At 47.9% G+C, this 24,875-nt stretch carries 13 protein-coding genes; 4 read left to right on the plus strand and 9 right to left on the minus strand.

Going from position 1 to position 24,875, the window contains the following annotated elements:
* Positions 1–164: 164 nt before the first annotated feature.
* From BIZ37_RS04230 to BIZ37_RS04240, 3 genes are all read left to right on the plus strand, one after another.
* On the plus strand, positions 165–713 hold the full coding sequence (locus BIZ37_RS04230; protein ID WP_187460446.1) for an outer membrane beta-barrel protein: 549 nt from the start codon (positions 165–167) through the stop codon (positions 711–713).
* A gap of 137 nt (positions 714–850) precedes the next feature.
* Positions 851–1,597, plus strand: coding sequence for a hypothetical protein (locus BIZ37_RS04235; protein WP_187460447.1), 747 nt, complete (start codon positions 851–853; stop codon positions 1,595–1,597).
* A 133-nt stretch (positions 1,598–1,730) separates the two neighbouring features.
* Positions 1,731–2,021, plus strand: coding sequence for a GNAT family N-acetyltransferase (locus BIZ37_RS04240; protein WP_187460448.1), 291 nt, complete (start codon positions 1,731–1,733; stop codon positions 2,019–2,021).
* 72 nt (positions 2,022–2,093) lie between these two features.
* On the opposite strand, the gene BIZ37_RS04245 is transcribed toward BIZ37_RS04240, so the two are convergent.
* The 9 genes from BIZ37_RS04245 to BIZ37_RS04285 form a co-directional block, all read right to left on the minus strand.
* A complete protein-coding gene (locus BIZ37_RS04245; RefSeq protein WP_187460449.1) occupies positions 2,094–3,194 on the minus strand; it encodes an alkene reductase in 1,101 nt (366 codons plus the stop codon).
* A 20-nt stretch (positions 3,195–3,214) separates the two neighbouring features.
* Positions 3,215–3,595: a lactoylglutathione lyase gene (gene gloA / locus BIZ37_RS04250; protein WP_107296179.1), complete on the minus strand. Its 381-nt coding sequence runs from the start codon at positions 3,593–3,595 to the stop codon at positions 3,215–3,217.
* Between the two features lie 223 nt (positions 3,596–3,818).
* Positions 3,819–4,892 (minus strand): low specificity L-threonine aldolase, encoded by a 1,074-nt coding sequence (locus BIZ37_RS04255; RefSeq protein WP_187460450.1) that lies wholly within the window; start codon positions 4,890–4,892, stop codon positions 3,819–3,821.
* A 19-nt stretch (positions 4,893–4,911) separates the two neighbouring features.
* Positions 4,912–7,053 (minus strand): ATP-binding cassette domain-containing protein, encoded by a 2,142-nt coding sequence (locus BIZ37_RS04260; RefSeq protein WP_187460451.1) that lies wholly within the window; start codon positions 7,051–7,053, stop codon positions 4,912–4,914.
* Entirely contained in the window at positions 7,050–8,657 is a 1,608-nt protein-coding gene (locus BIZ37_RS04265; protein ID WP_187460452.1) for an ATP-binding cassette domain-containing protein, read from the minus strand. The genes BIZ37_RS04260 and BIZ37_RS04265 overlap by 4 nt, the downstream gene beginning before the upstream one ends.
* A gap of 11 nt (positions 8,658–8,668) precedes the next feature.
* A complete protein-coding gene (locus BIZ37_RS04270; protein WP_255526668.1) occupies positions 8,669–10,093 on the minus strand; it encodes a TolC family protein in 1,425 nt (474 codons plus the stop codon).
* On the minus strand, positions 10,038–12,293 hold the full coding sequence (locus BIZ37_RS04275) for a response regulator (protein WP_370577302.1): 2,256 nt from the start codon (positions 12,291–12,293) through the stop codon (positions 10,038–10,040). The genes BIZ37_RS04270 and BIZ37_RS04275 overlap by 56 nt, the downstream gene beginning before the upstream one ends.
* 6 nt (positions 12,294–12,299) lie before the next feature.
* On the minus strand, positions 12,300–13,637 hold the full coding sequence (locus tag BIZ37_RS04280) for an HlyD family type I secretion periplasmic adaptor subunit (RefSeq protein WP_187460454.1): 1,338 nt from the start codon (positions 13,635–13,637) through the stop codon (positions 12,300–12,302).
* Between the two features lie 38 nt (positions 13,638–13,675).
* A complete protein-coding gene (locus BIZ37_RS04285; RefSeq protein WP_187460455.1) occupies positions 13,676–14,008 on the minus strand; it encodes an Hpt domain-containing protein in 333 nt (110 codons plus the stop codon).
* A 305-nt stretch (positions 14,009–14,313) separates the two neighbouring features.
* Here BIZ37_RS04285 and BIZ37_RS30385 point away from each other — a divergent pair, with 305 nt between their 5' ends.
* Positions 14,314–24,771 carry a tandem-95 repeat protein gene (locus BIZ37_RS30385; protein WP_187460456.1) on the plus strand — a complete coding sequence of 3,486 codons (10,458 nt, stop codon included), beginning with the start codon at positions 14,314–14,316 and terminating at the stop codon, positions 24,769–24,771.
* The last annotated feature ends 104 nt before the right edge of the window (positions 24,772–24,875 follow it).

The raw sequence follows: 24,875 nt of genomic DNA on the forward strand, positions 1-24,875 counted from the left end.
ATACGCCATACCCTATTAAATTTTAGTGTTCTTATTTTATCTGAACCTATAACTTTTCTGTTTTTGTGTATTGCATTTCTATACCCGGACATTCTTAACTGGTACATGATAATAAGCGATTTTAAATTACTACTTTATATTTGGCTAGGTTAAGGTGGTATCAAATGTTTAGTTCTGAGCAAGAAAAATCGAGCAAACCTGATGCCTGCATGAGCAAGGGTATAGGATTGATGACTCTTTCATTGCTGCTAGTTTCTCCAATATTACATGCGAAGACAGAGTATTTCGTAGGAGCTGGTGTTGGCTATCAAGAGGATAAGTTAGACGGTGCTAACTCAACCAATGGTGAAGATGCGACGGTGCTACTAAACGGGGGGTTGACGATAAACTCAGAGCATCGAGTGACTGCAACCTATAGCTACAAAGACAAGTTTTCCCAGAGCTTGTTCTTCGCATCATATGATTATTTATACGATATAAACAACAGAGTTTCTCTAAATGGTGGTTTTCTTCTTGGTGTTGGTTACAACGATATAGTTGGTGAAACCTCGATGGATTTTATAAGGGGGCTTCAAGTAGGAACAACTTATCGTATTAATAAAGACTGGAGTACTGATCTCACCTACCGTTATCTACACCAAGATTTTGATGAGCGAGATGTTGAGATAGATTATACCCAACAGGTTGTAATCATGGCGAACTATCATTTTTAAATGAAACCTAACACAAAGTTAAATTTAAAGGCTATTGCATGATTGCAATAGCCTTTTTTCATACTGGCTAAATAGTGTCAATTAAAACAACTATCATTATTGACGTGTGAAAATGAAATTGACCTTGGGAGAGTGGGATGAACAGCAAGCTGGCAACTGCAACGAACTTGTACATGGAAGGGATCCGTGATGGCAATGCCAAAGAGGCAATCACAAAGTACACTGGCAGGCGCTATACCCAGCACAGTACGGGCGTGCGCAATGGTGTTGAAGGTTTCATCGAGTTTTTCGAACCCTTCCTTGTACGTTGCCCTATCAGGGATATCCGGGTGATCCGCTCAATCGTCGACGGTCAGTACGTGTTCTTACAAGTCTTTCAGGATATCAATAACGGTGATGCCAAGTGGGTAACTACGGATTTGTTCGATACCGACAGCAACGACAAGATAATCGAGCATTGGGATGTGATATCTGCCTATCAAGATGTTAATGATTCAAGTTCTGACCAAATCTCGGGTGAAACGGAAATTACAGATTTAGAAGCAACGGAAGACAATAAAGAGCGTGTTAGGGAGTTCCTCTGTGATGTCATGGTTTTGGGGCAGCATGAAAAGCGGGATACGTTTGTGGATGCTACACAGTTGGTTACCCACGCAGCTCCCGATGTTGGCTCTCTAGACAGCTATATTGGCAGCTATGATCAGGTATTCAAAATTATCGGGCAGGGAAACTTCGTCGTTGCGTACAGTAGGGTTTGTAAGGACAACCAAGAGCTTGCCCGTTTTGATATCTTCAGGCTTAAGGACGGAATGATTGAAGAACTATGGATTAACCAAGAGCCTGTACTACCTAAACACGAATGGGTGAATGGCGGGAAGTTTTGATCTACTTGGTTTTAATTTAGTAGGTAATTTAGCACTGGTTTGCCGGGTGTGATTAAGGGGATATTTAACTGATATTGTGATTTAGTTAGTATCTCTAGGATGTATATCGTTAGCGAAGGCAAAGAGGGAATAGATGTCCAAAAGTCATAATGTAGTCCATGATGAAGCCAAACAAACCTACTTTGTAGAACTTGTCGACGGTTACCAGGCTAAAGTGAGTTATCAAAAATCAGGTAATATCCTGACCATCGACCACTCTTCAGTACCGAGCGAGCTCCGTGGTCAGGGGTATGCAGGTATCATGATGGAAGCGGTGCTTGGGAGGATTGAACAAGAGGGCTTCAAGGTGATCCCGCAGTGCAGCTATGTTGTTCACTATATAGGGAAACATGATGAATGGCACCATTTGCTAGCTTCACAATAGCTGGTGGGATTGCGGTACAAACGAAAAAGCCCTGCTCATGATTGAGCAGGGCTTTTGCTATGGGGGTATCAATTAACTTGCTTGGTACTCTGGGTAATCTAGCAGGCCTTTTTCTGCACCGCCAAACAGGGTGTCAGGGTCGTGGGCAGCCAACGGGTAATCATTCATGATTCGGTTTGGCAGGTCTGGGTTTGAAATAAACGGACGACCAAAGCCAATCATGTCTGCAATACCGTCAGCAATGGCTTCTGCACCTTTTTCAGCATTGTAGCGGCCTGCGTAAATGATTGTGCCTTTGTAGGCTTCACGTACAGCCGGTTTGAACTCTGCTGGTGTTTCCGGAGCATCATCCCAATCTACTTCTGCAATATGCAGGTAGACAACATTTAGTTTGTTCAACAGTGCAGCGGCTGCTGTGTATGTTTCAACTGGTGTTTTATCAACCGTGCCGTTCAGTGAGGTAAACGGCGCAAGGCGAACACCAACACGGTCGGCACCGATTGCGTCTGTCATTGCTTCAACCACTTCGCCAAGGAAGCGCAGACGGTTTTCAACAGAGCCGCCGTATTCATCGGTACGGTTGTTGGCCTCAGAATCGATAAACTGGTTTACCAGGTAACCGTTCGCTGCGTGTAGCTCAATACCATCGAACCCAGCTTCAATCGCGTTAAGGGCTGCCTGGCGATATTCACCGATAACATGTTGGATGTCAGCTTTGGTCATTTCGCGTGGCTCAACCACGTCAACAAAACCTGGTGCATTACTGCCATCGTCGATAAAGACTTTCACATTCTCAGCTTTTAGCGCCGAAGATGAAATTGGTTGCTGCCCGCCAATATTCGCTGGGTGGGTAACACGACCAACATGCCAAAGCTGCGCGTAAATTACGCCGCCTTTGTCATGAACAGCATCCGTCACTTTCTTCCAGCCAGCAATTTGCTCCTGGGTGTAGATACCCGGTGTCCAGGCGTAGCCTTGGCCCATTTCTGAAATCTGGGTACCTTCGGCAACAATCAAACCGGCATCGGCACGCTGGGCATAGTATTTAGCCATCATGTCATTGGCAACGTTACCCGGCTGGCTTGCGCGTGAGCGGGTCATCGGTGGCATAACGATACGGTTTTTCAGTGTTACATTGCCAAGGCGCATTGGCTGAAATAGTGCATCTTTCATTTTAATACTCCAACCTAAAATTATTTGCTGGTCTGAATAAGTTCGATAGCGTAGCCGTCAGGGTCTTTGACGAAGGCAATATGAGTTGTACCACCAAGCATTGGTCCAGGCTCTCGGGTAACGTTGCCGCCAACGGCTTTGATTTGATCGCAAGTCTGGTAGATGTCATCAACACCGAGTGCCAAATGGCCGAAGCCGTTACCAAGATCGTAAGAGTCGGTATCCCAGTTATAGGTCAGCTCGATGGTCGGCCCGTTTTTGTCATAACCCACGAAGACAAGCGAGTAGCGATATTCAGTGTTTTCAAAACGATCTAGGACCTGCATACCCAATACGTTGGTGTAAAACTCAATCGATTTATCTAGATCGGAAACGCGGATCATGGTGTGGAGAAATTTCATATCGCTACCTTATATAGGGACGTTGAGCGAATGGGTTGAAGATTTTCGCTCTGAGAAACCATTTTTGATGTGACTACTATAGCGGTGAAGAGGGTCAAGAAGAAATTATCAAAAATTATTGATTTGATAATTCAATGTTATGATTCTATCGACTTTTGATAGCAAGGGCGGCAATAGCCAGAATGACTACAAGAAGTCGTAACCCTGGCTAGTCGAATGGTTGTTAGGTGTTATCAACGATAAGCTGGAATATATCCCTGAGCTGATCGTCAGCCATGTTCAGTAAGTTGTCACCGATATACCACTCAATGACCGATTGTCCCGGATGCTGGGCAACTTGTGGGTTACCTAACCAAACGCCTTTATCTCTAGTTATTTCTTCGCACAATTCGACGGTTCGTTGGTAGCTAAAAGGCAGGATCAAGTGCAGCATATTGCAATGAGGCTCTGTCGGGTTGACGGCCAGTTGTGGGAATTCGGCGAGCAGTGAATAGATTTCTTTTGTTCTCTCGAACAATGCTGGCATTAGTGCCAGTCTCTCATCGAACTGCATGGCGGCAGAAACCACGTAGGGGGTGCGATGGTAAACATTGCCGCCCTGTCGTTTCATCCACATATCTGCCAGCTCAATGAACTTTTTGTCTCCCAATAGCAGTGAGCCGCCTAATCCATTGACACCTTTGTACAAAGAAACATAGGCACTGTTAAAGCCATGGGAAATGTCCCGGTATGATTGTTGGTAATACGCGGCGGCCTCCCAAAGACGAGCCCCGTCCATGTGCAGATGGATATCGTTTAGCTGGCAGTATTGTTTGATTTCTCGAAGTTCATCCCATGATGGCAACTGGCCGCCTAACTCCCGCATCGGCAGTTCATATAGTACGGCTGATATTTCATCCGGCCAAGCTTGCAGATCCTTGAGGGTCCAAGGTTTGAACATATTACCAACCGGTAGGATGTTAAAGCGGTTTTGAAGCTGGTAGCCCTGCCTTTCGAACCTTGTGATATGGCTGGACTCATGCATGGCAACGATAGGGTTACGCTTTTTACGGCATACCAATTCGAGGGCGGTTACCTGAGCCATGGTACCACTGATAACGAATAAACCCGCCTCGAACCCCAATAAATCCGCGACCTTTTGTTCGAAAGCTTTGATTAGCTCGCCTTCGCCATAGGTATCATGTTTGATGTTGTGTTGCTCGCACCATTGCGCCATTTTCATAAAATGCTCAGCCGGTGATTCTTCACGGTTGCCGGGCAGTATGGTGTGGCACTGGTTGCGTAAATCCTTGTTCATTGTATGTTCCTTTGAAAAACTATCCCTTCATTGTCTGGATGACTTTATCAGGGAAGCCGAAATACTTCTGTCCCCCTTCATTATCCAGTAATAGGCAGCTGGTGGAAGCTGCAATATACGCTTTGTCATTGGTGGTATAGATCACCGTCGCCCGGGCTAGTTTTTCGGTAAACAGCTTGTTGATGTATTTGGTATATTCTTTTTCACAGCCTACAAATGGCTCATCGATGATAATGATCCCCTGATCACAGCTGCCAAGGCCGAGTGCAATTCTCAGTAACTGCTGAACACCGTTAGGCAGTTGCTGGACAAATTCTGTCGACATCTGGGTGTTGAGTCCTTCGGGAAGCCAGGGACCTAGATTGAAAAACTCGATGGTCTCTTCCATCTGGCTGGTCGAAATAACCCCGTCGTGAATAATAAAGTTTGATTCCAGCGTACCATCAAAGATATGCAGTTCGAACGGGATGTAGTTGATGGCTTTTCTGTAGCGAAAATTATTGAATTGCTTGATGTTGTACCCGTCGAGCAGGACATTCCCTTGATAGCGTTCTTCAAGACCGGCCAAGACAGCGAGCAATGTGGTTTTTCCTGAACCGGAAGCCCCCGAAATCGAAATTTTGTCCCCTGGTTGTGCGCTAAACGCCAGATTGGTCAGTCCAGCAGCTGCGCCCTGGTAGCGGTGGGTGAGTCCGGATAGTGTGATGTTGCCTTTGAACTGGCGAATTGGCGGGCTGCTTTCCAGCGAATGGCGATCATCATTGAGCGACATCAGCGCATTGATCTGTCCGCTGGCCGACTGGATGGTTTTGAATTTGGTTAATGCGTTATATATACCCATGATAGGCCCAAGAGCCTTCCACACCAGGATAATAATCGCCAGCATAGCCCCGGCATCGGTTTCGCCAGCCATCACACCTATTACTGCCGTCACAATACTTGCCGTCCCGATAGCCTGGATAAGCCCTTGCCCCATGGCTTGGATTTTACCATTGGTGACAGTCACTCCCTTGGCATCTTCCAGGCTTTGGCTATGGGCTGCCTGGAACCGAGAACGGATAACCCGAATTAGAGGCAGGCCTTGAATGCTACCGATACTTCTTAGCAACTCGTTCCACTGATAGGAAACCATAGCGTTTGCCCTGGAGCTCCTGGCTGTGACTTGGTTGTAGATATAGCGGGCATAGACACAGAAGAACAGCATAAGTGCTATCCCAGCCAATACCGTCAGTGCAGCCGTACCGGAAATAATGGTGATTGCCATGATAAAGATGATCACAAACGGCATGTCAAAGTAGCTCAGAGACGACTCAGCAGTGACCAATTTACGGAACTGATCGATATCTTTAAGCCTTGCCAGCTGAGAGGAAACTCCTGCAGACGATGTCATCGAATAGGGCAGCCACAGTAGTTTGCTAATGACATTTTGCGAAATGTGGGTGGCGAGATCTTTACCCGAGGTCGCCAGTATATTCATCCGCATTCGCTTGAAAGCGTATTCCGACAAGGCAAGGAATAGTGCAAATCCGGTGAGCCAGAATAATGTGGTCTGTGAGCCGGAACTGAGGGCGAAGCTATACACGCCCATGATAAAGAATGGCTGCATTGCTGCGAGCACATTGATGATAAAGCTTAACAATAACAAGCTTTTTATTTCGTTGTTATAACGGTAGAAAGCGTATTTTATCCAGTTGGATTTATCTTGCGATTCCGGCGGCGGCTCGCGAAATATCTTGGAGTAGTTTGATATTTCACAAACAGTACAGCTTTCATTTGTCAGAGGGTGCTCGATAAGCACGTTGTTACGGTAATCGAACAGTTTAGCCTGGCCGTTTTCTGTACCGAGGAAAATCGTACAGACATTGTCGAACTGGACAAAAGCAGGTGTGGAGACTTCTGTGAGTTGCCGCATGCTGGCGAGTTGCCGAATATGGCACTCATAGTCAAGCCGCTTCAGGGTGCTGGCAAAACTATCGACATCACGGCTTTTGGGCATAAAGGCATCGCTGAGGATCTCGGGGGTTCCCTCCCACTGCAAAGCCACCAGGGTATAGGCGAGTCCCAACAGGGCAGGGGAGGCTTTGTAACGCTCTTTGAACTTGGCTGAGCCAAAATCGCCCAGTCGTTCGTCGGTATTGCTGAAATCAATTAATACACTCATGCGGCAACCCTTGAAACAAGTCTGTGGCTAACCAAGCGGGGATCTGCTTGCCCTAGTTTGTTACTGGCTATAACGCAGATGAAATTGTTGGCCTTTGGGGTAATACACGCCAGTAGCAAGCGTCCGAAATCTTCGTCGTAGACCATGTCAATATCATCTATTAACAACAGGGATTTGTTACTGAGCAGGGCGCGGACAATAAATAGCGCATAGAGCACCTGCCGCGAGAACGGCAGTTGGCTATGGCTTGATATTTTGGTGTAAAAACCGTTCTTGAGGCCGTCAATTTTATGTTTTATCGCGAGGTTTTCACAAAGCGAGAACGCGGCGCTGTTGAGGTGCGGTTGGAAGCAGGTCAGATTATCAATTATCGTCCCCTCTACCAAAGAGGCGTTTTTATCGACCTTAATGACACTGTTGCGCCATTTGCCATAATCGATGTCATCAATACTGTGGTCGTTAATCACGATGTTGAGCTGATCGTCATGGCTATCACGGGTTAGGCACCTTAGCAGGTGACTTTTCCCGCTGCCGCTTGGCCCGGTAAGCAGGTGTATTTGCCCTTTGACCAGTGACATAGATGGGAAGGGCACATCGTTTTCACCCAAGCGTGATGAAATCGAAACGGTGTTAACAGGCGCTGCATTGTTTGAACTTTGCGCAGCTGATTCGAGTTCGAGTACTTCGGCAATACGCTGAACATTAAGCTGGTTGGTTTTCCAGCGGCTTAGGGTACGCATCACCTGTTGGTAGGGGGCAAAATAGCGGTTGGTCAACAAAATTACCGCTGCCATCACCCCTTGGCTGATTTCCAGATTAATGACAGCCATGGCACAGAGTACGACGACAATCGCCACTGAAAGCTGCTGGATAAGGTTCAACGTCAGGTTGAACGAAGATTCTAGCCGCTCATAGGCAATACTTTGTTCCTCTCGTTCACCTATCATCTCGACCATGATGCTTTCTATCCGGTACTCCATGGTACGGCTCTTGATATCAAGGGGATTCGAGACAATTTCGATTATTTTTGAATTGGTCATCCCTTCAATGTCGGAACGTTGGGAGAGTACTCCGACCCGGCGTTTTGATAGGTGGCGGGCAGCAAAGAGCAAAACAACCGATGCGGTGACCAATGCCAACCCGGCCCAGATGTTGATAAGCATAATAATCAGTACTGTGATGGCACTGGTGCCGGCATTGATCATTGCCTTGATGGTTTCCCCACCAAAAAATTGTTTGATGTCGGAAATTGTGGCAATGCGCTCCAGGTATTCCCCCATTTCCAACCGGCTGAAACGCTCTATGTTGGCTGCACAGATCGCGAGAAATACCCGGTTGGTTAATTGGCTTTCGAAGCGCTTCATGATCACCGAGACCAAGTGTTCTTCCTGACGCTTGAGCTGATAGTCGAGGAAAATAGCCAATAGGATGATGGCAAAAAGCAGCATCAGGGAATTGGTTGACTGATTGGGCAGAATACGGTCAAAAATAATCAGGATAGAAAATGGCAGAACCAAACCCAGCAAGGTGGTCATCAATGTGGAGAACAGCAAATAAAGCTTGTCCAACGGGCTTATTTTTCGGGTAAAAGGTTGGCTTTTCATTGCTAACTCCGTTATTGGACCATTAGGTGGAGCGGAATCGGGGACTGGGAGCTGTCATCACCGACGGGTGACATCTGTTCTGCAATTTTCCCTACCGTCGCCATATTGAGGTTGCCAATCCTCTCGTTGAGTTGGATTAGGTTGATGACATAGTCATAACGGGCATTTTCATAATTACGGATACTGCCGTACAGTTTGCTCTCGGCGGAAAGTAGGTCGGTAATGGTCCTCGTCCCGAGTTTGTGCGCCTTTTGAATACCAATATAAGAGGCGTAGTTGGCCTGGATGATGGTTGTCAGGCTGGTTAATGAAGCCGAAAAATCGTTGATATTGTAGATAAACTCATCGAACTGTTGTTGGCTGAGGTTTTTGCTGTTTTGCAGATCGATTTCTGTTCTGTCGATATCGACTTTATTTTGTTGGTAGCGGTAGTAGTCCCGGCCACCGTTAAGGATGGGCACATCAAGTGTTAGGGTATATACCGTTTCTTCTGTGACACCTTTGTCGGGGTAGATCTTTGCCGATGCATCGTTGGTATTGTCATAGGTGTAACCGATGCTGCCTTTGAGCGAAGGGGCAAAGGTAGAGCCTGTCTCCCGCAATACCTGCCGGCTTTTGTTAACCTCTTGCTTGGCAATCAGCAGGCTAAGATCGGATGTATACATAATACTATTGAGTTCATTCTGGCGGGCAGATGAAATTGCCTCGAATTGAATACTCGATTGCAGATCAAAATCTGGCTTAAGTGGCTGCTGAAGGATATTGGCCAGATCGTTGAGAATGATGCGTTGATCTTTCCTCAATGTGCGCAGGCTATCGGCGGTACGCTCTTTTTGTGCCAGTACTTCGTAGCGTTCGGTACCGGCGACATTACCCAGTTCAATATTGCGGCTGATCAGTGTCAGCCGGGCTTCTGATGATTCCAGCTCCGCCTGGGTAGCCCTTATTTGGGCTTGGTTTTTCAGGTACTCAAAATAGGCCGTTGCGGCCTCCCTGATAATTTGTTGCCTGGTCTGCTCGGTTCTCAATGCCTCGATATCAATATCGGTCTGGGTACTGCCGTAGGAGTAGATATCCCCAAGGTCAAACAGGCTTTGGGTTAGAGTGACATTGACGCCGTGGTTGTTATAACTGTTTCTGTCATTAGGACCACTGTATTTGTGTGTCGATCCATCATTCCAATTGGTATTGGCTGATACATTCAGAGAAGGTAGGAAGTTACCTCGGTTTATATCGAGCTCATACTCCGTGGCAGCCAAATTCGTCTCGGCGCTACTGAGTGATAGGTTGCGTTGCAAAGCGACATCAACGACGTTAAGCAAGTCTGTGGCTTGAACCGGCAACCCGAGTGTGACAGATGTACAGGCAGCAACTAACGCACTAGCAGATCTTTTTGATTGCCATGTATTTTTTAATAACTTTGATAATTTCATCATTTTTATACGGCTTACTGATGACATAGTCCATCCCTGCTTCAATACATGACTTATGTTCACTGGCACTGGTCAGTGCGGTAGCGCCAATAATCGTGGCGGGGTGATAGACATCCAGGTCTTGCTCACGCTGTCGGATTAGTTTGGTGGCTTCGATACCTCCCATGCCCGGCATAATACAGTCCATAAAGACAATATCGGCACCGTGCTCTTTCATGTAATCGACCGCTTGTGCCCCGTCGCTAACGGTGTGGGCTTCATAGCCCTGCTTGCTAAGCAGCTTTTTCAACAAGAATTGCTGGACCTTATCGTCCTCGACGATAAGGAAGGCGTTTTGGGCCTGCTCGCTGGTTTCTTCTGTCGCCTGCATGGCTTCAGTGAGGTTAGGGACCAGTTCATGGGGGATGAAAGGGGTAAAGAAGACCCGATCAACAAACTCATGGGTATCCTGTACCGTGCTAGATTCCGATGCAGCGAGGAAAAGCTTGGTTTTATTAACTTTCTTGAGCCTGGAGTGCAGGGTCTTACAGAAGGATTTGAGTTGGATCCCCTTGATGGTATCGGTAATGATAATACCGTCGAACTCATTGATCCGAGGTAGCGATTTAAAGATATCGTTGGCCGAGCGAATGATCTCGACGGTCGCACCATATTGCGACAACATCTGCGACATGATGTCGATTTGTAGCTGGGAGTCAGTACAAATCATCAAGTGCTTGTTCTCAAGCGAGCGTTCAGCCTGATGGAAGCTTTTCGGCGTAATATCAATGCCGATCCTCAGCTTTTGCATACTGGCTTGCTGCGGCTGCTGGTCTTGTTCTTCAAGGGTGACATCTGACTTGTGCCAGGTCGATTCGAAATGGGTGACCTTCGACAGGATAGCCTTGGACCATTCATCATTGATTCCGCTTTTTTCTTCGATTCTGCTCCATTCGGCGTTTTTGATATCTCGCAAATTCAGAGAGTTGCTGGGTAAAAAGGTGATTTCAAAAATAATTCGGGATTGTTCTACCTCGTCGGCCGATTCGGCATCGATATGGAACAAGATATGAGGTTCGTTCTGGGCAGAAATAGCATTCGACAGCTGCAAGAACAAAACCCAGAACAAACTGGTCGGGTTACCTTCAATTTCACCAGGCAGGTTGTTACCCAAGTGACATTCCAGATGACGCTGGGAGTGTTGGGTTTTAGCGCTAAGGTGAACCAATAATTCTGACATTAGGGGGAGGAAATTAACGTTCCCTGACATTGCAGAATTACCACCGGAAATGAGCCGGTTATAGTTATCGGCCAACTCCGATAAGGTATTGGTGGCCAAGGTGATATCCCTTGCCAGTACAGCTCCGTTTTCGCCAGCTTCCTGGGCGATAAGGCGAACACCGCCTTGGATTGTATTGGTCATGCCGCGGATTTCGTAGCCAATCAATGCATACAGCTGGCGGTACAAATCTGCATTACGTTTTTGTTGTTCGACGTCTTGGTACATGGTTGAGAGATTGGCAAATATCCGCCTCTGGGCCGGAGGTGTGCTGATGTCATTGAGGATGTGGGTAATATCCGTTGCCGAGATGTTTTCTAGTTGGTTGGCAAGCTCTGTGACATCCGACTGGGCCTGTGTTGAATGCTGGCCCTGACGCCTTGAAGCGGTTACCAACAGCACCAATAAAGCCGAGGCGATCAAGCTGAAAATCAAGAAAATAACCATAGAGCGGTAGAACAGGGCTTGTTGACGCTGTTGGCTTTCGCTATTGATAACGGCAACCAAGTTCTGTTGTGTATTCTGGAGTTGAGGTAGTAACGACAGTATCGTTTGCAGTAGTTGCCTGGTATTTCCATCGGCATCAAAACGAATAAGGGCCAGCTCAAGTTGGGGGTAAAGGGTATTACCGACCAAACTGATAGCTGTTTTTTCCATTGACGCGGCCTGTTTGAAGCGCTCTATGTCTTGTTGCAGCGTATTGATCTGTGAATCAATGGCCTCAGTAAGGGCACACCCGTCACTGGGGCAACGGCTGAGTGTATTGAGCAATTCTTGTGTGGTTCGGTTCAAACGGTGGCTATTACCCAACAGTTCTGAGTTGAGTGCTTTGCTGTGTTCTTTGACTTGGTATTGCCATTGCAGGCCAAAGACCATCAGGCTGGCAATACCTATGGTCACGAAGACAACAATGAACCGAATAAGTGCTTTTCTTGACAATTTCACTGCTGACTACCTCTCGTCAAATGCGTCTTCCATGGCGCTGACCACGGGTTTCAATGCGTAATCAATGGCATAGCGCGAGCCTGTTTTTATATCGGCAGTAAACTCCATATAGGGCGAGAGGGTATAGGTTGCCCCGCCGTTTTCGAGAAAATCTTTTTCAATGGCAATTTTGGCAATATAAAACTCGTTTTCTTCTTCTTTGTAAGATGAGCGGCTGATCGAGTCGATAGTGCCACTGATAAATCCGTATTTGGCGAAGTTGTAGGTGTCGAACTTGAGCTTGACTTCCTGTCCAACCTCAACAAAACCGAGGTCTTTCTTGGCAATCTTCGCCTCACCATGCAATGTGTTGTGGATCGGGGAAATATCGGCAATGCTCTCGTTGGCTGGGATCACTGCTGATTTAAAATTGAAATGGATTTTGTCAACAATACCGTCGATCGGTGAGTAGACAGTGAGGCGTTCGACTTTGTCAGTATGCTGGGGAAGTTGTGCTCTTTTTAGCGACAGATCTTTTTCAAGCTGGTTAATCTGAGCCTGGTAACCGGCGTTACGGTTGGCAATGGTATCTTTCAACTGCTTTTCAAGCCTAGCAGACTGGAATTTTTCATTCATCATCGCTTCGGTGAGGTTTTCAATCTCCCTCACCATATTGGCCTCTTGGACCTGCATGTTAAGTACATCGACATACGAGGCCATTTCTTCGCTGTAAAGGGTTTCTTTTATTTTGAGCTGCTTTTGGATCAGGCCAAGCTGCTTGCGCGAACTGGCAATGCGCTTTTGCATCGAGCTTATCAGTTTCTGCTTGTGCTCAATGTCCAAGGCGATGAGGGCTTGGTTGGAGTCGTTTTTCTGCGCCTCTTTTTGCCATGATTCGGTGTACTGGGCTATGAGGTGTGGGAAATTGTCGTAGGCTGTGAAATCAGGCTCGGTTTGATTAATCAGAGAGATATAACGCAGGATATCCATTTCGAGACTGGCAATATCCAAGGTTGCCGATTCCAGTTGGGTATTCCTGTCTACCGAACGTAAACGGGCAATGGGTTGGCCTGCGTAAACATACTCACCGGCTTTGACCAACATAGCGTCGAGGATCCCGCCTTCAAGGTGTTGTACCCGTTCGATATCTGAATCGAGCAACATTTCTCCCCTTGAGGAAACGACAATATCTATCCTTGCTTGGGCAGCAAGGACAATCATCAGCAGTACAGCAATGAACAGCAGTAACAAGGATTTGTGCACCGTTGTCATCGCGCTTTTTATATAAAGGCTATCGTCATTATCGCTATCTTGACTGTATTTTGCCTCAACGAGCGCGTGCTTTATGTGTTTTTCTATTCCCATTGCATCGACTCCCTGAAGCAATGTTTATTCACTCGGCCTTAATTGGCCAGTGGCAATGACTCGATCTGGGTGTTCACATTGGCAACTTCGGCCAGCATATCGTCAATCAGATTTTTGGCTGGTAGCTGACCTTGTTTACATAACCGCTCGATGGTCTCAAGCTGTTGCGAAGCATTGTCTTCGCACAGTGTCAGCAAAACACCTTTTAAAGAGTGGGCTGCTTGGTACAAGCCTTCTATGTTGTTGCTTGTATATAACCCTGTGATCAGCTCGATATCCTCACCGTGTTCTGCACTGTAAAGGTCGATGATCATAGACATCATTTCTTCGTCACCATCCATGGCTTCGGTAAATGCGTTGTAATCAATCATATCTTTAATCTCCCAGCTTGAAAATCATCCAAGTTACTGAAAAAACAAAATTTGCTAATAGTAATGTATGGGCTAGCAAGCAGCAGATTACAAGGTGAAGTTGTTATTGAATGTTTGATTTGTTGATCAATATCTCATCGTGAATAAAACATGACTATTTGGCTAAGTGTGCGTTACTTCAATGTTTTTTGATTAAATTGAAAAACCACTGTTAATAAGTTGCCAAATTACCTTTACTGAAACTATTCCTATGTTAGGAAATTCTAATTTGTATAGACCTTAAGGCAGTAGCACGGAGGCTGATTATGGCGCAGGACAACCAGTCACAAGAACAAAATAATTCGCTCAACAAAGCGGTTGAACACAACGCAACGCCTGATAGCAATACCGATGAGCACCGTGCGCAGGATAGACAGAATCAGCAAAATACTATGGCCTCGACAACCGCGACCGGGACAGATGCTGCTGAGCAAAACGATCAGGTCAATGGCCCTTCAAATGAACAGGGGGCTGATAACGCAGAAGGTGCTGGTGGTCAGCCTACAGCAGAGATGTCTGGGCCTGAAAACAGTGGAGAAAGCCAAGGTCGATCTGCTGATAACGGACAGGGTCAACAGTCGGGTGAGCAGCCACAAGATGATGCAAATACCGGTGGTGGTGGAAGCCCTCAAGCTGTTGGCGGAGGGGCGCAGCGAACGGCTCAACCTGAACAGCAACAAGGTCCAAACAGAGCTGAGCCTGATGTTCAAGAGCAAGGTCAAGGCGCAGGCGGTAGTGGCGGCCAGACATCCGGCCAAGGAGCAGGCCAGTCTCCCTATGATACTGAAACTACCAGTGAAACCTTTCAGGTAGATGTTGCTGATGCAACATCGAAGGAAATGGTCGTTGATGGTGATTTCGATACCGAAACCAATTCAGAAACTTTCGAAATACAAGTAGATAATGTCAATGATGAAGTCGTCATTGATGACCAGCAGTTGCCTTCATTCGAAGCTAACGAAGATGGCCAGATAGTGGTTACCGAAGCGCAGTTGCTCAGCAATGCCAGTGATATTGACGGTGATGACTTAAGTGTCTTGAACCTTTCTATTGCCAATGCGTCTTTCGAGCCTCAAGTGGACCCAGAAACAGGGGAGCGCTCTTTTGTTATAACCCCAGACGAAGATGTTAATGGCGAGCTGGAAATTAGCTTTGATGTCACGGACGGGCAAGGGAGTGAAGTGGCCTCTTCAGCAGTGCTTAACGTGGTGGCGGTGAATGATGAAGTTGAGATTGATACCAACTCTCCGCTGGTATTCGAAAGCCAAGAAGACAACCAAATCCTTATTCCCGAAGCACAGCTCCTTGCCAATGCCAGTGATGTCGATGGTGATGATCTTTCACTGAGTAATTTGCAGATTGAAGATGCGACCTTTGCAACGCAAATAGATGAAGAGACCGGTGAAAAGTCTTTCTTGATTACGCCCAACCAAGACGTGAACGGTGATTTGGTGATCACTTTTGATGTCTCAGATGGACAGGGCAGTGTCGTCCCTTCGAGTGCCGCATTACAGGTAGAAGCGGTGAATGATGCTGTTATCGCTTCCGATGACGGTGCAAGTAGTGGCCCAACAGTTGCCACTTTTTCTGCGTCACCTGAAAATTCCCAGCAAGCATCTGCAATACAAGTTGATGAAGACGGAGAATTGGTTTTACGTCCTGAAGACTTGCTGGCAAATGATACCGATGCCGATGGTGACACGCTGACGATTACTGAAGTCTCTGTTACCAGAGATACCCACGGTACAGTAGAGCTGGACGAAAGTGGCAATGTGGTGTTTACGCCGGATGCTGACTATGACGGCCCGGCTTCGTTTGAATATACCGTCACCGATGGCAATGGTTCGTTTGATACCGCAACGGTGTCGGTCGATGTCACGCCACAAAACGATGCGGCAGTGGTTGAAAAGACCAATATCGATGGCACCGAAGATACCGCAATTACCTTCACCCAGGAAATGCTGCTACAAAATGCCACCGATGTGGACAGCGACACCCTGACGGCGATTAACCTTGATATAGCCCCTCAATACGGTGATCTGAAGGATAACGGGGACGGCAGCTTTACCTTTACCCCGAAAGATGACTTCAATGGCGAAGTGCCCTTTACCTTTGAGGTTGATGACAACGACGGCGCGGTGACACCAGCCTCGGGAACCCTCGATGTTGCAGCTGTCAATGATGTGCCGGTCTTTGCCGAGACGTCGTATACCATCGCCGAAGATGGTTCGATTACTATAACCGAGGCTTCGTTGCTGGCGAATGTGACCGATGTTGATCAAGACGATTTGAGCGTGACCAATATTAGCGTTGAAGGCAATGGTACGGTTACCCGCGATGACGAAACCGGGGATTGGACCTACACCCCAGATGCCGACTACAGCGGTGATGCGGCGCTGAAAATTACCGTCAACGACACCAAGGTCGATGCAATATTCACGGCGCCGGTGACCATTACCCCGGAGGCTGACGAGCCGTCGTTGACCGTATCATTGACCGACATGAGCCTGATTGATTTCGGGCTTGGCCATGATACAGCTCTGACCGGTTGGCATACCGATAACCATAACAACCGCATCGAAATCCATCAGGATTATGTCTACGGCGTGGGCGATAACCGTGGCGGGGTCATCGAACTTGAAGCCAACCGTGGGGATGAATCCAATCTATACACCAACCTCGATGTCAAAGCCGGCGAAGTGGTCACGCTTGAGTTTGATATGTCGGCGCGAAAAGGCTGGGAAGGTGAAGACTCACAGGTTGATATCTACTTCGAGGGCCAGCTGATTGATTCGCTGGCACCTGAAGACATCGGCTGGAACCATTACAGCTACCAGTTTATCGCGACGACGGACAATCCTAAGCTTGAGTTCGACTCGCCGGATGACAACAGCCTCGGCGGTATTTTGGATTCGATTACGGTGGTCAAAGAAGTCACCGAAGACTTACCGACACCGCTGAATATCAATGCGGCGCTGAATGATACCGATGGCTCTGAATCGCTCCAATCTCTGGTCGTGGATGATTTGCCTGATGGCGCGATACTGTCTGATGGTGAAAATACCTTCATTGCAGACGGTGAGAGCGACAGCGTTGATATCAACGGCTGGGATTTGAGCCAGTTGACCTTCCAGGGCGGTGAGAACTTCCACGGCCCTGTCTCCCTCAAAGTCACAGCGACGTCAATCGAGCAGGCAACGGCGGATGACGATGCCCCGGAAACGGCTTCGACAACGGCATCGCTGGACTTCAATGTTGTTCCCGTCAATGACGCAGTGGTTATCGACGGTGACAGCCCGCTGCAATTTAACACCGATGAAGATACCAGCCTAGTCATTACCGAGGCGGCACTTCTGCGCAATGCCAGTGATGTCGACGGTGACGATCTTTCGGTCGTCAACCTCAGTATTGCCGATGCCACGTTTACCACTGTGGTTGATCCTGAGACGGGCGAGAAGAGCTATGTGGTGACACCTGATCAGGATGTGAATGGCGATTTGGCGATAAGCTTCGATGTCACAGACGGCGAGGGAAGCCAAGTAGCATCTGGCGCCACCCTACAGGTAGAAGCGGTCGCCGACTCCCCAGATCTAAAAGTGACTGATGGTAATGGCAATGCTATTGCTGAAGAGGGTATAGATACAGATCCCGATGATGTTATCGAACTAAACATTGCAGCAAGCTTAACTGATCAAGACCTTTCAGAAACGCTCGGAGTGACCATTGATGGTGTCCCAGAAGGTGGGGTCATTAAGTATGACGGCCAGGCAGTGCTTGATGCGCAAGATAACGGCTTAACGAGCTATGCCGATACAGAAGTAACAGTAACTTTCGCTGGTGAAGGTGCAGGCTTCAAAAACTCGGTCGGCTATTACCGTATTGATGAAGAAGGTAATATTTCTGACGTCGAACTCGTTTATGAAAATGCTTCACAGGTAAGAGGTGGTGGCGATTTATTACCGGGTGAATCATCGTTTAGTTTCGAGTTGGAGCAAGGCGAGAGCTTCAATATCTTCGTCATTCCTAACGGTTTCCATAAAAATGACTTTGAGGGAATGGGTGAAGGGACATTTGAGTTCCGAGATCAAGAAGGTAACCCAGCCTCTATGTCATCAACGGACCCACAACTGGTTTTTATTGGAGATGATGGGTCTGAAACAATTATTCGCAGTCAGTTTGGGAACGCCATTTTCCATGGTGGCAGCAGTGAAAATCTCAATCAGGATAACTTCCAGCACACCCACACCACTCTGAACGATGACGGGCAGATAGTCTACGGTATAGAAGACTGGCTGGGTGGCGGAGATCGTGATTACGATGATTTTATGTTCACCATTGATATGGGAGAAGAGAATAGCAGTATCTTCCGTGGTGAAATCCTTTCTGATGGTGAAAAGCCAATCTTGCTGCCGACTGTCGCTATCGAAGAGACAATTCAGCTGCAATTACCTGAAGATTTTAATGATGAATTTGATTTAGTTGTTGAGGCGACAGCGACTGAGCGATCAAATAATGATGAGGCGACTACTACCCAGACCATACACGTTGATGCCAGGGAGTTTGCACCAGAGGTAACTGGCCCAGCGGCTGCCTCGACCGATGAAGACACCACCATCACCCTAACTCAAGATGATTTATTGGCTAACGCCTCTGATGCTGATGGTGATGCGTTGGTTGCTCAGAATGTAACGACCGCCCACCCGGATGTCCGGGTTATCGATAACGGTAATGGCACCTTTGAGATTACCCCGCCGCAAGATTTCAATGGGGATCTTGCACTGTCTTTTGATATTACAGACGGTGAATTTACTACTCCCACCCAAATGATGTTAACGGTTGACCCTATCAATGATGCCGTTGTTGCTCAGGATGATAGTTCGTTATCTGGTGATGATGGGCCATCGATTGCTTCGTTCGGCGCTCCTTCCGCAGTTGCAACTAATGCAATAGAGGTTGAAGAAGATGGACAGCTTGTCATTGGTCCTTCTGACTTGTTGGCGAACGACACCGATGCCGATGGTGACACGCTGACGATTACTGAAGTTTCTGCTACCGCTGATACCCACGGCACAGTAGAGCTGGACGAAAGTGGCAATGTGGTCTTCACCCCAGAACCTGACTATAACGGCCCGGCATCGTTTGAATACACCGTTACTGATGGCAACGGTTCGTTTGATGCCGCGACGGTGTCAGTCGATGTCACGCCACAAAACGATGCGGCAGTGGTTGAGAAGACCAATATCGATGGCACAGAAGATACCGCAATTACCTTCACCCAGGAAATGCTGCTACAAAATGCCACCGATGTGGACAGCGACACCCTGACGGCGATTAACCTTGATATAGACCCTCAATACGGTGATCTGAAGGATAACGGGGACGGCAGCTTTACCTTTACCCCAAAAGATGACTTCAATGGCGAAGTGCCCTTTGCTTTTGAGGTCGATGACAACGATGGCGCGGTGACGCCAGCCTCGGGAACCCTCGATGTCGCCGCGGTTAATGATGTCCCGGTCTTTGCCGAGACGTCATACAACATTGCCGAAGACGGTTCGATTACCATAACTGAGGCTTCGTTGCTTGAGAATGTGACCGATGTTGATAACGATGATTTGAGCGTGACCAACATCAGTGTTGAAGGCAATGGCACGGTTACCCGCGATGGCGATACAGGGGATTGGACCTACACCCCAGATGCCGACTACAGTGGTGATGCGGGACTGAAAATTACCGTCAACGACACCAAGGTAGATGCAATTTTCACGGCCCCGGTGACGATTACACCTGATGCTGACGAGCCGTCGCTAACTGTATCGTTGACTGATATGGACCTGATTGATTTCGGGCTGGGGCATGATACAGCCTTGACCGGCTGGCATACCGATAACCATAACAACCATATCGAAATCCACCAGGACTATGTCTATGGCGTAGGCGATAACCGTGGTGGTGTGATTGAGCTTGAAGCCAACCGTGGGGATGAATCTAATCTTTACACCAACCTCGATGTCAAAGCCGGCGAAGTGGTCACGCTTGAATTTGATATGTCCGCGCGTAAAAACCACGAAGGTGAAGATTCGCAGATCGATATTTACTTCGAGGAGCAGTTGATCGATTCGCTGGCCCCCGAGGAAACAGGCTGGAATCATCATAGCTACCAGTTTACCGCGACAACTGACAATCCTAAGCTCGAGTTCGATTCGCCAGACGACAATAGCCTTGGTGGGCTATTGGATTCAATCTCGGTAGTCAAAGAAGTCACTGAAGACCAACCGACACCACTGAATATTCAATCTGCATTGAGTGATACAGATAGTTCTGAATCTTTGGAATCCCTAGTGGTAGACGGGCTACCAGATGGGGCGACACTGACTGATGCTGACAATACATTTACGGCGGAAGGTGAAGACAACAGTGTCGATATCAACGGCTGGGATTTGGATCAGTTGACCTTCCAGGGTGGCGAAAATTTTCATGGTCCGGTTTCCCTGACAGTCACCGCGACGTCAATTGAGCAGGCGACGGAAGATGACGATATTCCTGAAACGGCATCGACAAGCGCATCACTGGATTTTAATGTTGCCCCCGTTAATGACGCAGTGGTTATCGACGAGGGTAGCCCGTTGCAATTCAATACGGATGAGGATACCAGTCTGGTGATCACCGAGGCGGCGCTACTCGCCAATGCCAGCGATGTCGATGGTGATGACTTGTCGGTAGTCAACCTCAGTATTGCCAATGCGACGTTTACCACCGTAGTTGATCCCGAGGCGGGCGATAAGTCTTATAAGGTGACACCGGATCAAGATGTGAACGGTGATTTGGCGATCAGTTTCGACGTTACCGACGGTGAAGGCAGCCAAGTGGCCTCCGGCGCTACGTTGCAGGTTGCTGCCATTAATGATGGGCCAGATGTCAGTGAGAATTTGACTTATACCATTGATGAAGACGGCTCTGTTACTCTTTCTCAAGCTCAGTTATTGGCAAATGCGACAGATGTTGATGGTGATGAGCTCACAGCTGAAAACCTGCAGCTTATTAACGGTGAGGGTGACGTTGAACGTAATGATGATAGTTCATTCACTATCACACCAGATGAAAACTTCAACGGAGAGCTGAGCCTGACCTTTGATGTGACGGATGGTCAGGAAACGGTTGCGGCCGGTTTGGACGTTACCGTAACGGCGGTCAACGATGAAGTGGTAGCTGCTGACGATAGCCGTATGTCAGCCCAAGAGCCACAAATCCGGCTTGATGCTGCGCCAGAACATGGAACGGTTCAGCATATGAATGCCGAAGGGGAATGGGAAGAGATGGGGGTTGGTACAGAGTATCCTGCTGATGCTCAGGTACAGTTTGTCCCTGATACCGATATTGTACAGGCCGGCACCCGCGATATCATGGTGGGCAGCTTTGACAATGATACCTCGACTAGCGTGTTTGATGGCACAGCCAGTGTTGACGACTGGGGTGTCGTAGATGGTAATAAGGCCGTTTATCAAGAAGATGGCGTCACCATTACCACCGAAGTCAGTAAAGGTGACCTAGCTGCCTGGAATGGTGCCGGAAGCCACAAGGGTGCGGGTATAGGTAATGATAGCAAGAACGGTTTGAGTGGTGATGAATACCTTACAGTGACGATCGAAGGGGAGGATGTTAATCAGATTACTTTCCAGCTTGATGGTCTGGGTGGCTACTTCGATGAAAGTAGCAGCAAGGCAACAGAGGTGATAATCCAGGCCTTTGATGCCGAGGATAACCTTATCGATAGTCAGGGTGGGTTCCGTGAGTCCGGTGAATATCAGGATACCTATGCCTTTACCACCGATGTGCCTGTGCATCACTTTACCTTGGGTACCGAGGGTGGCAACGGGACCTATGTGGTTCAGAACATGACAGTGTCCCGTACTATGTCTGATGAAATTCAGATGACCACCATTCAGGCTGACGGCAGCGAGGATACCAATACCCTTGCTTTGGATCTGAACCATAGCAAAGCCGATCAGCCGATGGATGTCACCGAGCAACTGGTCGATGTCCGGCAGGGCATCACCAGCCGAGCTATTGAGGTTGAAGAAGACGGCCAGTTGGTTATTGCCCCTGCTGATTTGCTTGCCAATGATACAGACGCCGATGGGGATGCCCTTACCATTACGGCAGTAGAAGCAACCGACGAAACCAAAGGTCAGGTTGAACTGGACGGGGACGGCAATGTTGTCTTTACCCCAGCGCCAGATTACAACGGGCTAGCATCGTTTACCTATACTGTCACCGACGGCAATGGATCGTTTGATACTGCAACCGTTTCGGTCGATGTCAAACCGGTGGAAGATCTTCCCCAGGCCCCAACGCTAACCTTTGATGTCAATGAAGATCAAATATTGGAAATTGATCCGGCATTCATCCTCTCTCAGGCAACCGATGCCGATGGCGATAAATTGTCTTTAGAAAGTTTGTCGTTGAAACAACCGCCGACAGGTAATCTTCAGCTTCAGCAAGATGGTATGTACCATCTTATCACCCCGCCGGACTTCAACGGTTTGATTGAGTTGGATTACGCTATTTCAGACGGCGATAACGTGGTAGATGGTTCGCTTAAAGTGGATGTAATGCCTGTCAATGATACCCCGTTCAACGGTGGGAATGCTCATCTGACGACATATGAAGATGGTGCTTTCACCTTCAGGGCTGAAGACATGCTCGATCTGTTCGGCGATTTAGACGGTGATGATCTGGTTGTATCAAAAGTGATCACTGTCGAGGGCGAAGATGCCGGTGACATCGAGCAAAATGAGGACGGTAGTTGGACATTTACACCGGCAGATGACTATTCAGGCACTGCAGAGTTGCAGGTTGAGGTCAGTGATCCAAGCGGGGCGACAACAGTAATGGACGTTCCAGTCTATATTCGTCCGGTGGCCGACGGTGCAGTAATTACAACTGATCATGATGGACCTTTGGTCTTCGATGAAGATACAACAGGGTTGTTGGGCTTAAATGTCGATATGCTCGATGCGTCAGAACAGTTAAGCAATCTGGTTATCACAGGCTTTCCTGTCGGCTTTGTTGTTTCCGATGGTGACAATACGGTTACAATCACAGAGCCCGGGCAGGTTATCGACGTTACCACCTGGAGTTTTGAAGACTTGTCTCTGACACCACCTAATGACTTTAGCGGCAGTTTCTTTATTACCGTATCGGCGACGACTGCTGACTACGGTGATGAAACATCGAATGCACTGCCAGAACCCACCGAGGCCTATACCGATTTTGATATTGCACAGGGAGAGACTCTAGTTCTGACAATGGATGACTTGCTGGATATGGCCGAAGGCTTGGAAACAACAGATTCTGATTCAGTTCAGGGTGTCCACTTGATAGACCGCTCCCAAGGTGAACTGGTCGATAATGGTGACGGGACTTGGTCATTTACCCCTGCAGTTGATACACAAGGGCCGGTTGACTTTGCCTATCAGGTGAACCAGGGCGGTAATCTGGTGGATGTGCAAAGCAGTATTGCTGTTACAGAGTCGACGGAACAAGCAGAGAATGTCAACAGCGCACCTGTAGTCGATAACATTGCAACAACGGAACTCGGGGCGGGTAACGAGCTGATTTTCACCGATGCCGATATGCTGGGTCAGTTGTCCGATGCGGATAACGATGAATTGAGCATTGAATCTGTCCAGCTCATTGCTGGGCAAGGGGTACTTGAGACCAACAGTGAAGGTCAATATACCTTTACGCCGGCCCAGAGCTTTGCCGGTCAGGCGCAAATTGCTTTTGTTGCTACCGATGGCAATAGCAGCATTCAGTCCCACTTTAACGTTGCTGTCGCCGAGCCAGAAACCTCGGAGTTTATGCTGGATGAAATGGGATCTCTGACTTTGACTCCAGAGGAATTACTTGAGGCACTCAATCTTAGCGATGAGTCGACCATAACCGATGTTGATTATCATGGCGAACAAGGAACACTTATCCAAGACGGTGATGAGTGGGTATTTTGGAGTGATGATGACTTTGCCGGTCAGTTACCTCTTGAGGTGACTTCTTCTGATGGAGAAACAACAGCAGTCCACCAGTTATCATTGGATGTCGATGAATATCAAGATCCAGACAGCGAGCCGGCAATGGCCGAGTCGGAGCAGGGAGATAGACAAGATGTCGATACCCAAACCGCAACCGTTGATCAGTCTGATGATAGCCAGCAAGAGGGAGAGGAGGCTGACAGCGATATAACAGCAGCGCCGGGTAATACTGTGCAGTTGGATATTCCAGATGAGGTAACGGGTGATTCTGAGGTTTCCCAAGTTGAGATAGATGGTTTGCCTGAGGGAGCAACCCTCCCGGATGCTCTGCTCAATAATGATGGTTCCTATACGGTAACAGGGGATCTTTCCAAGCCTGTTGCTATGAATCTGTCTGATGACTTCGAAGGAGAGGCAACAATTACTATCCAGGGACAGACGGACATGGGAGAAGCTGTAGAGGGGGCTTCAGGATCTGTAACTATCGAAGTAGATGATGATTATGCGATGCAAGGTAACCAAGGGGCCAATAATAACCAACCTGCAATGCAGGATGAGGGAGGACAAAACGGCGACTGGACCCAAGGGGATAACAGCAACCAAGGGGTTGATGTAATGGATGATAGCTCATCGTATGAGAATGACTCTTCCGGTTCGCAGCAGGATGACTCTCCGGTGATGGACGAGAATGTGTAAAACCTTCCACTAAAAGAAAACAAGTCAGCTATGTTGCTGGCTTGTTTTTTTTGGTGGCGGTTATGGTGAATACTAAATAAAATATACAGTTTGAAATAATTAAA

This window comes from Photobacterium sp. BZF1, assembly GCF_014349205.1.
GTDB lineage: Bacteria > Pseudomonadota > Gammaproteobacteria > Enterobacterales > Vibrionaceae > Photobacterium.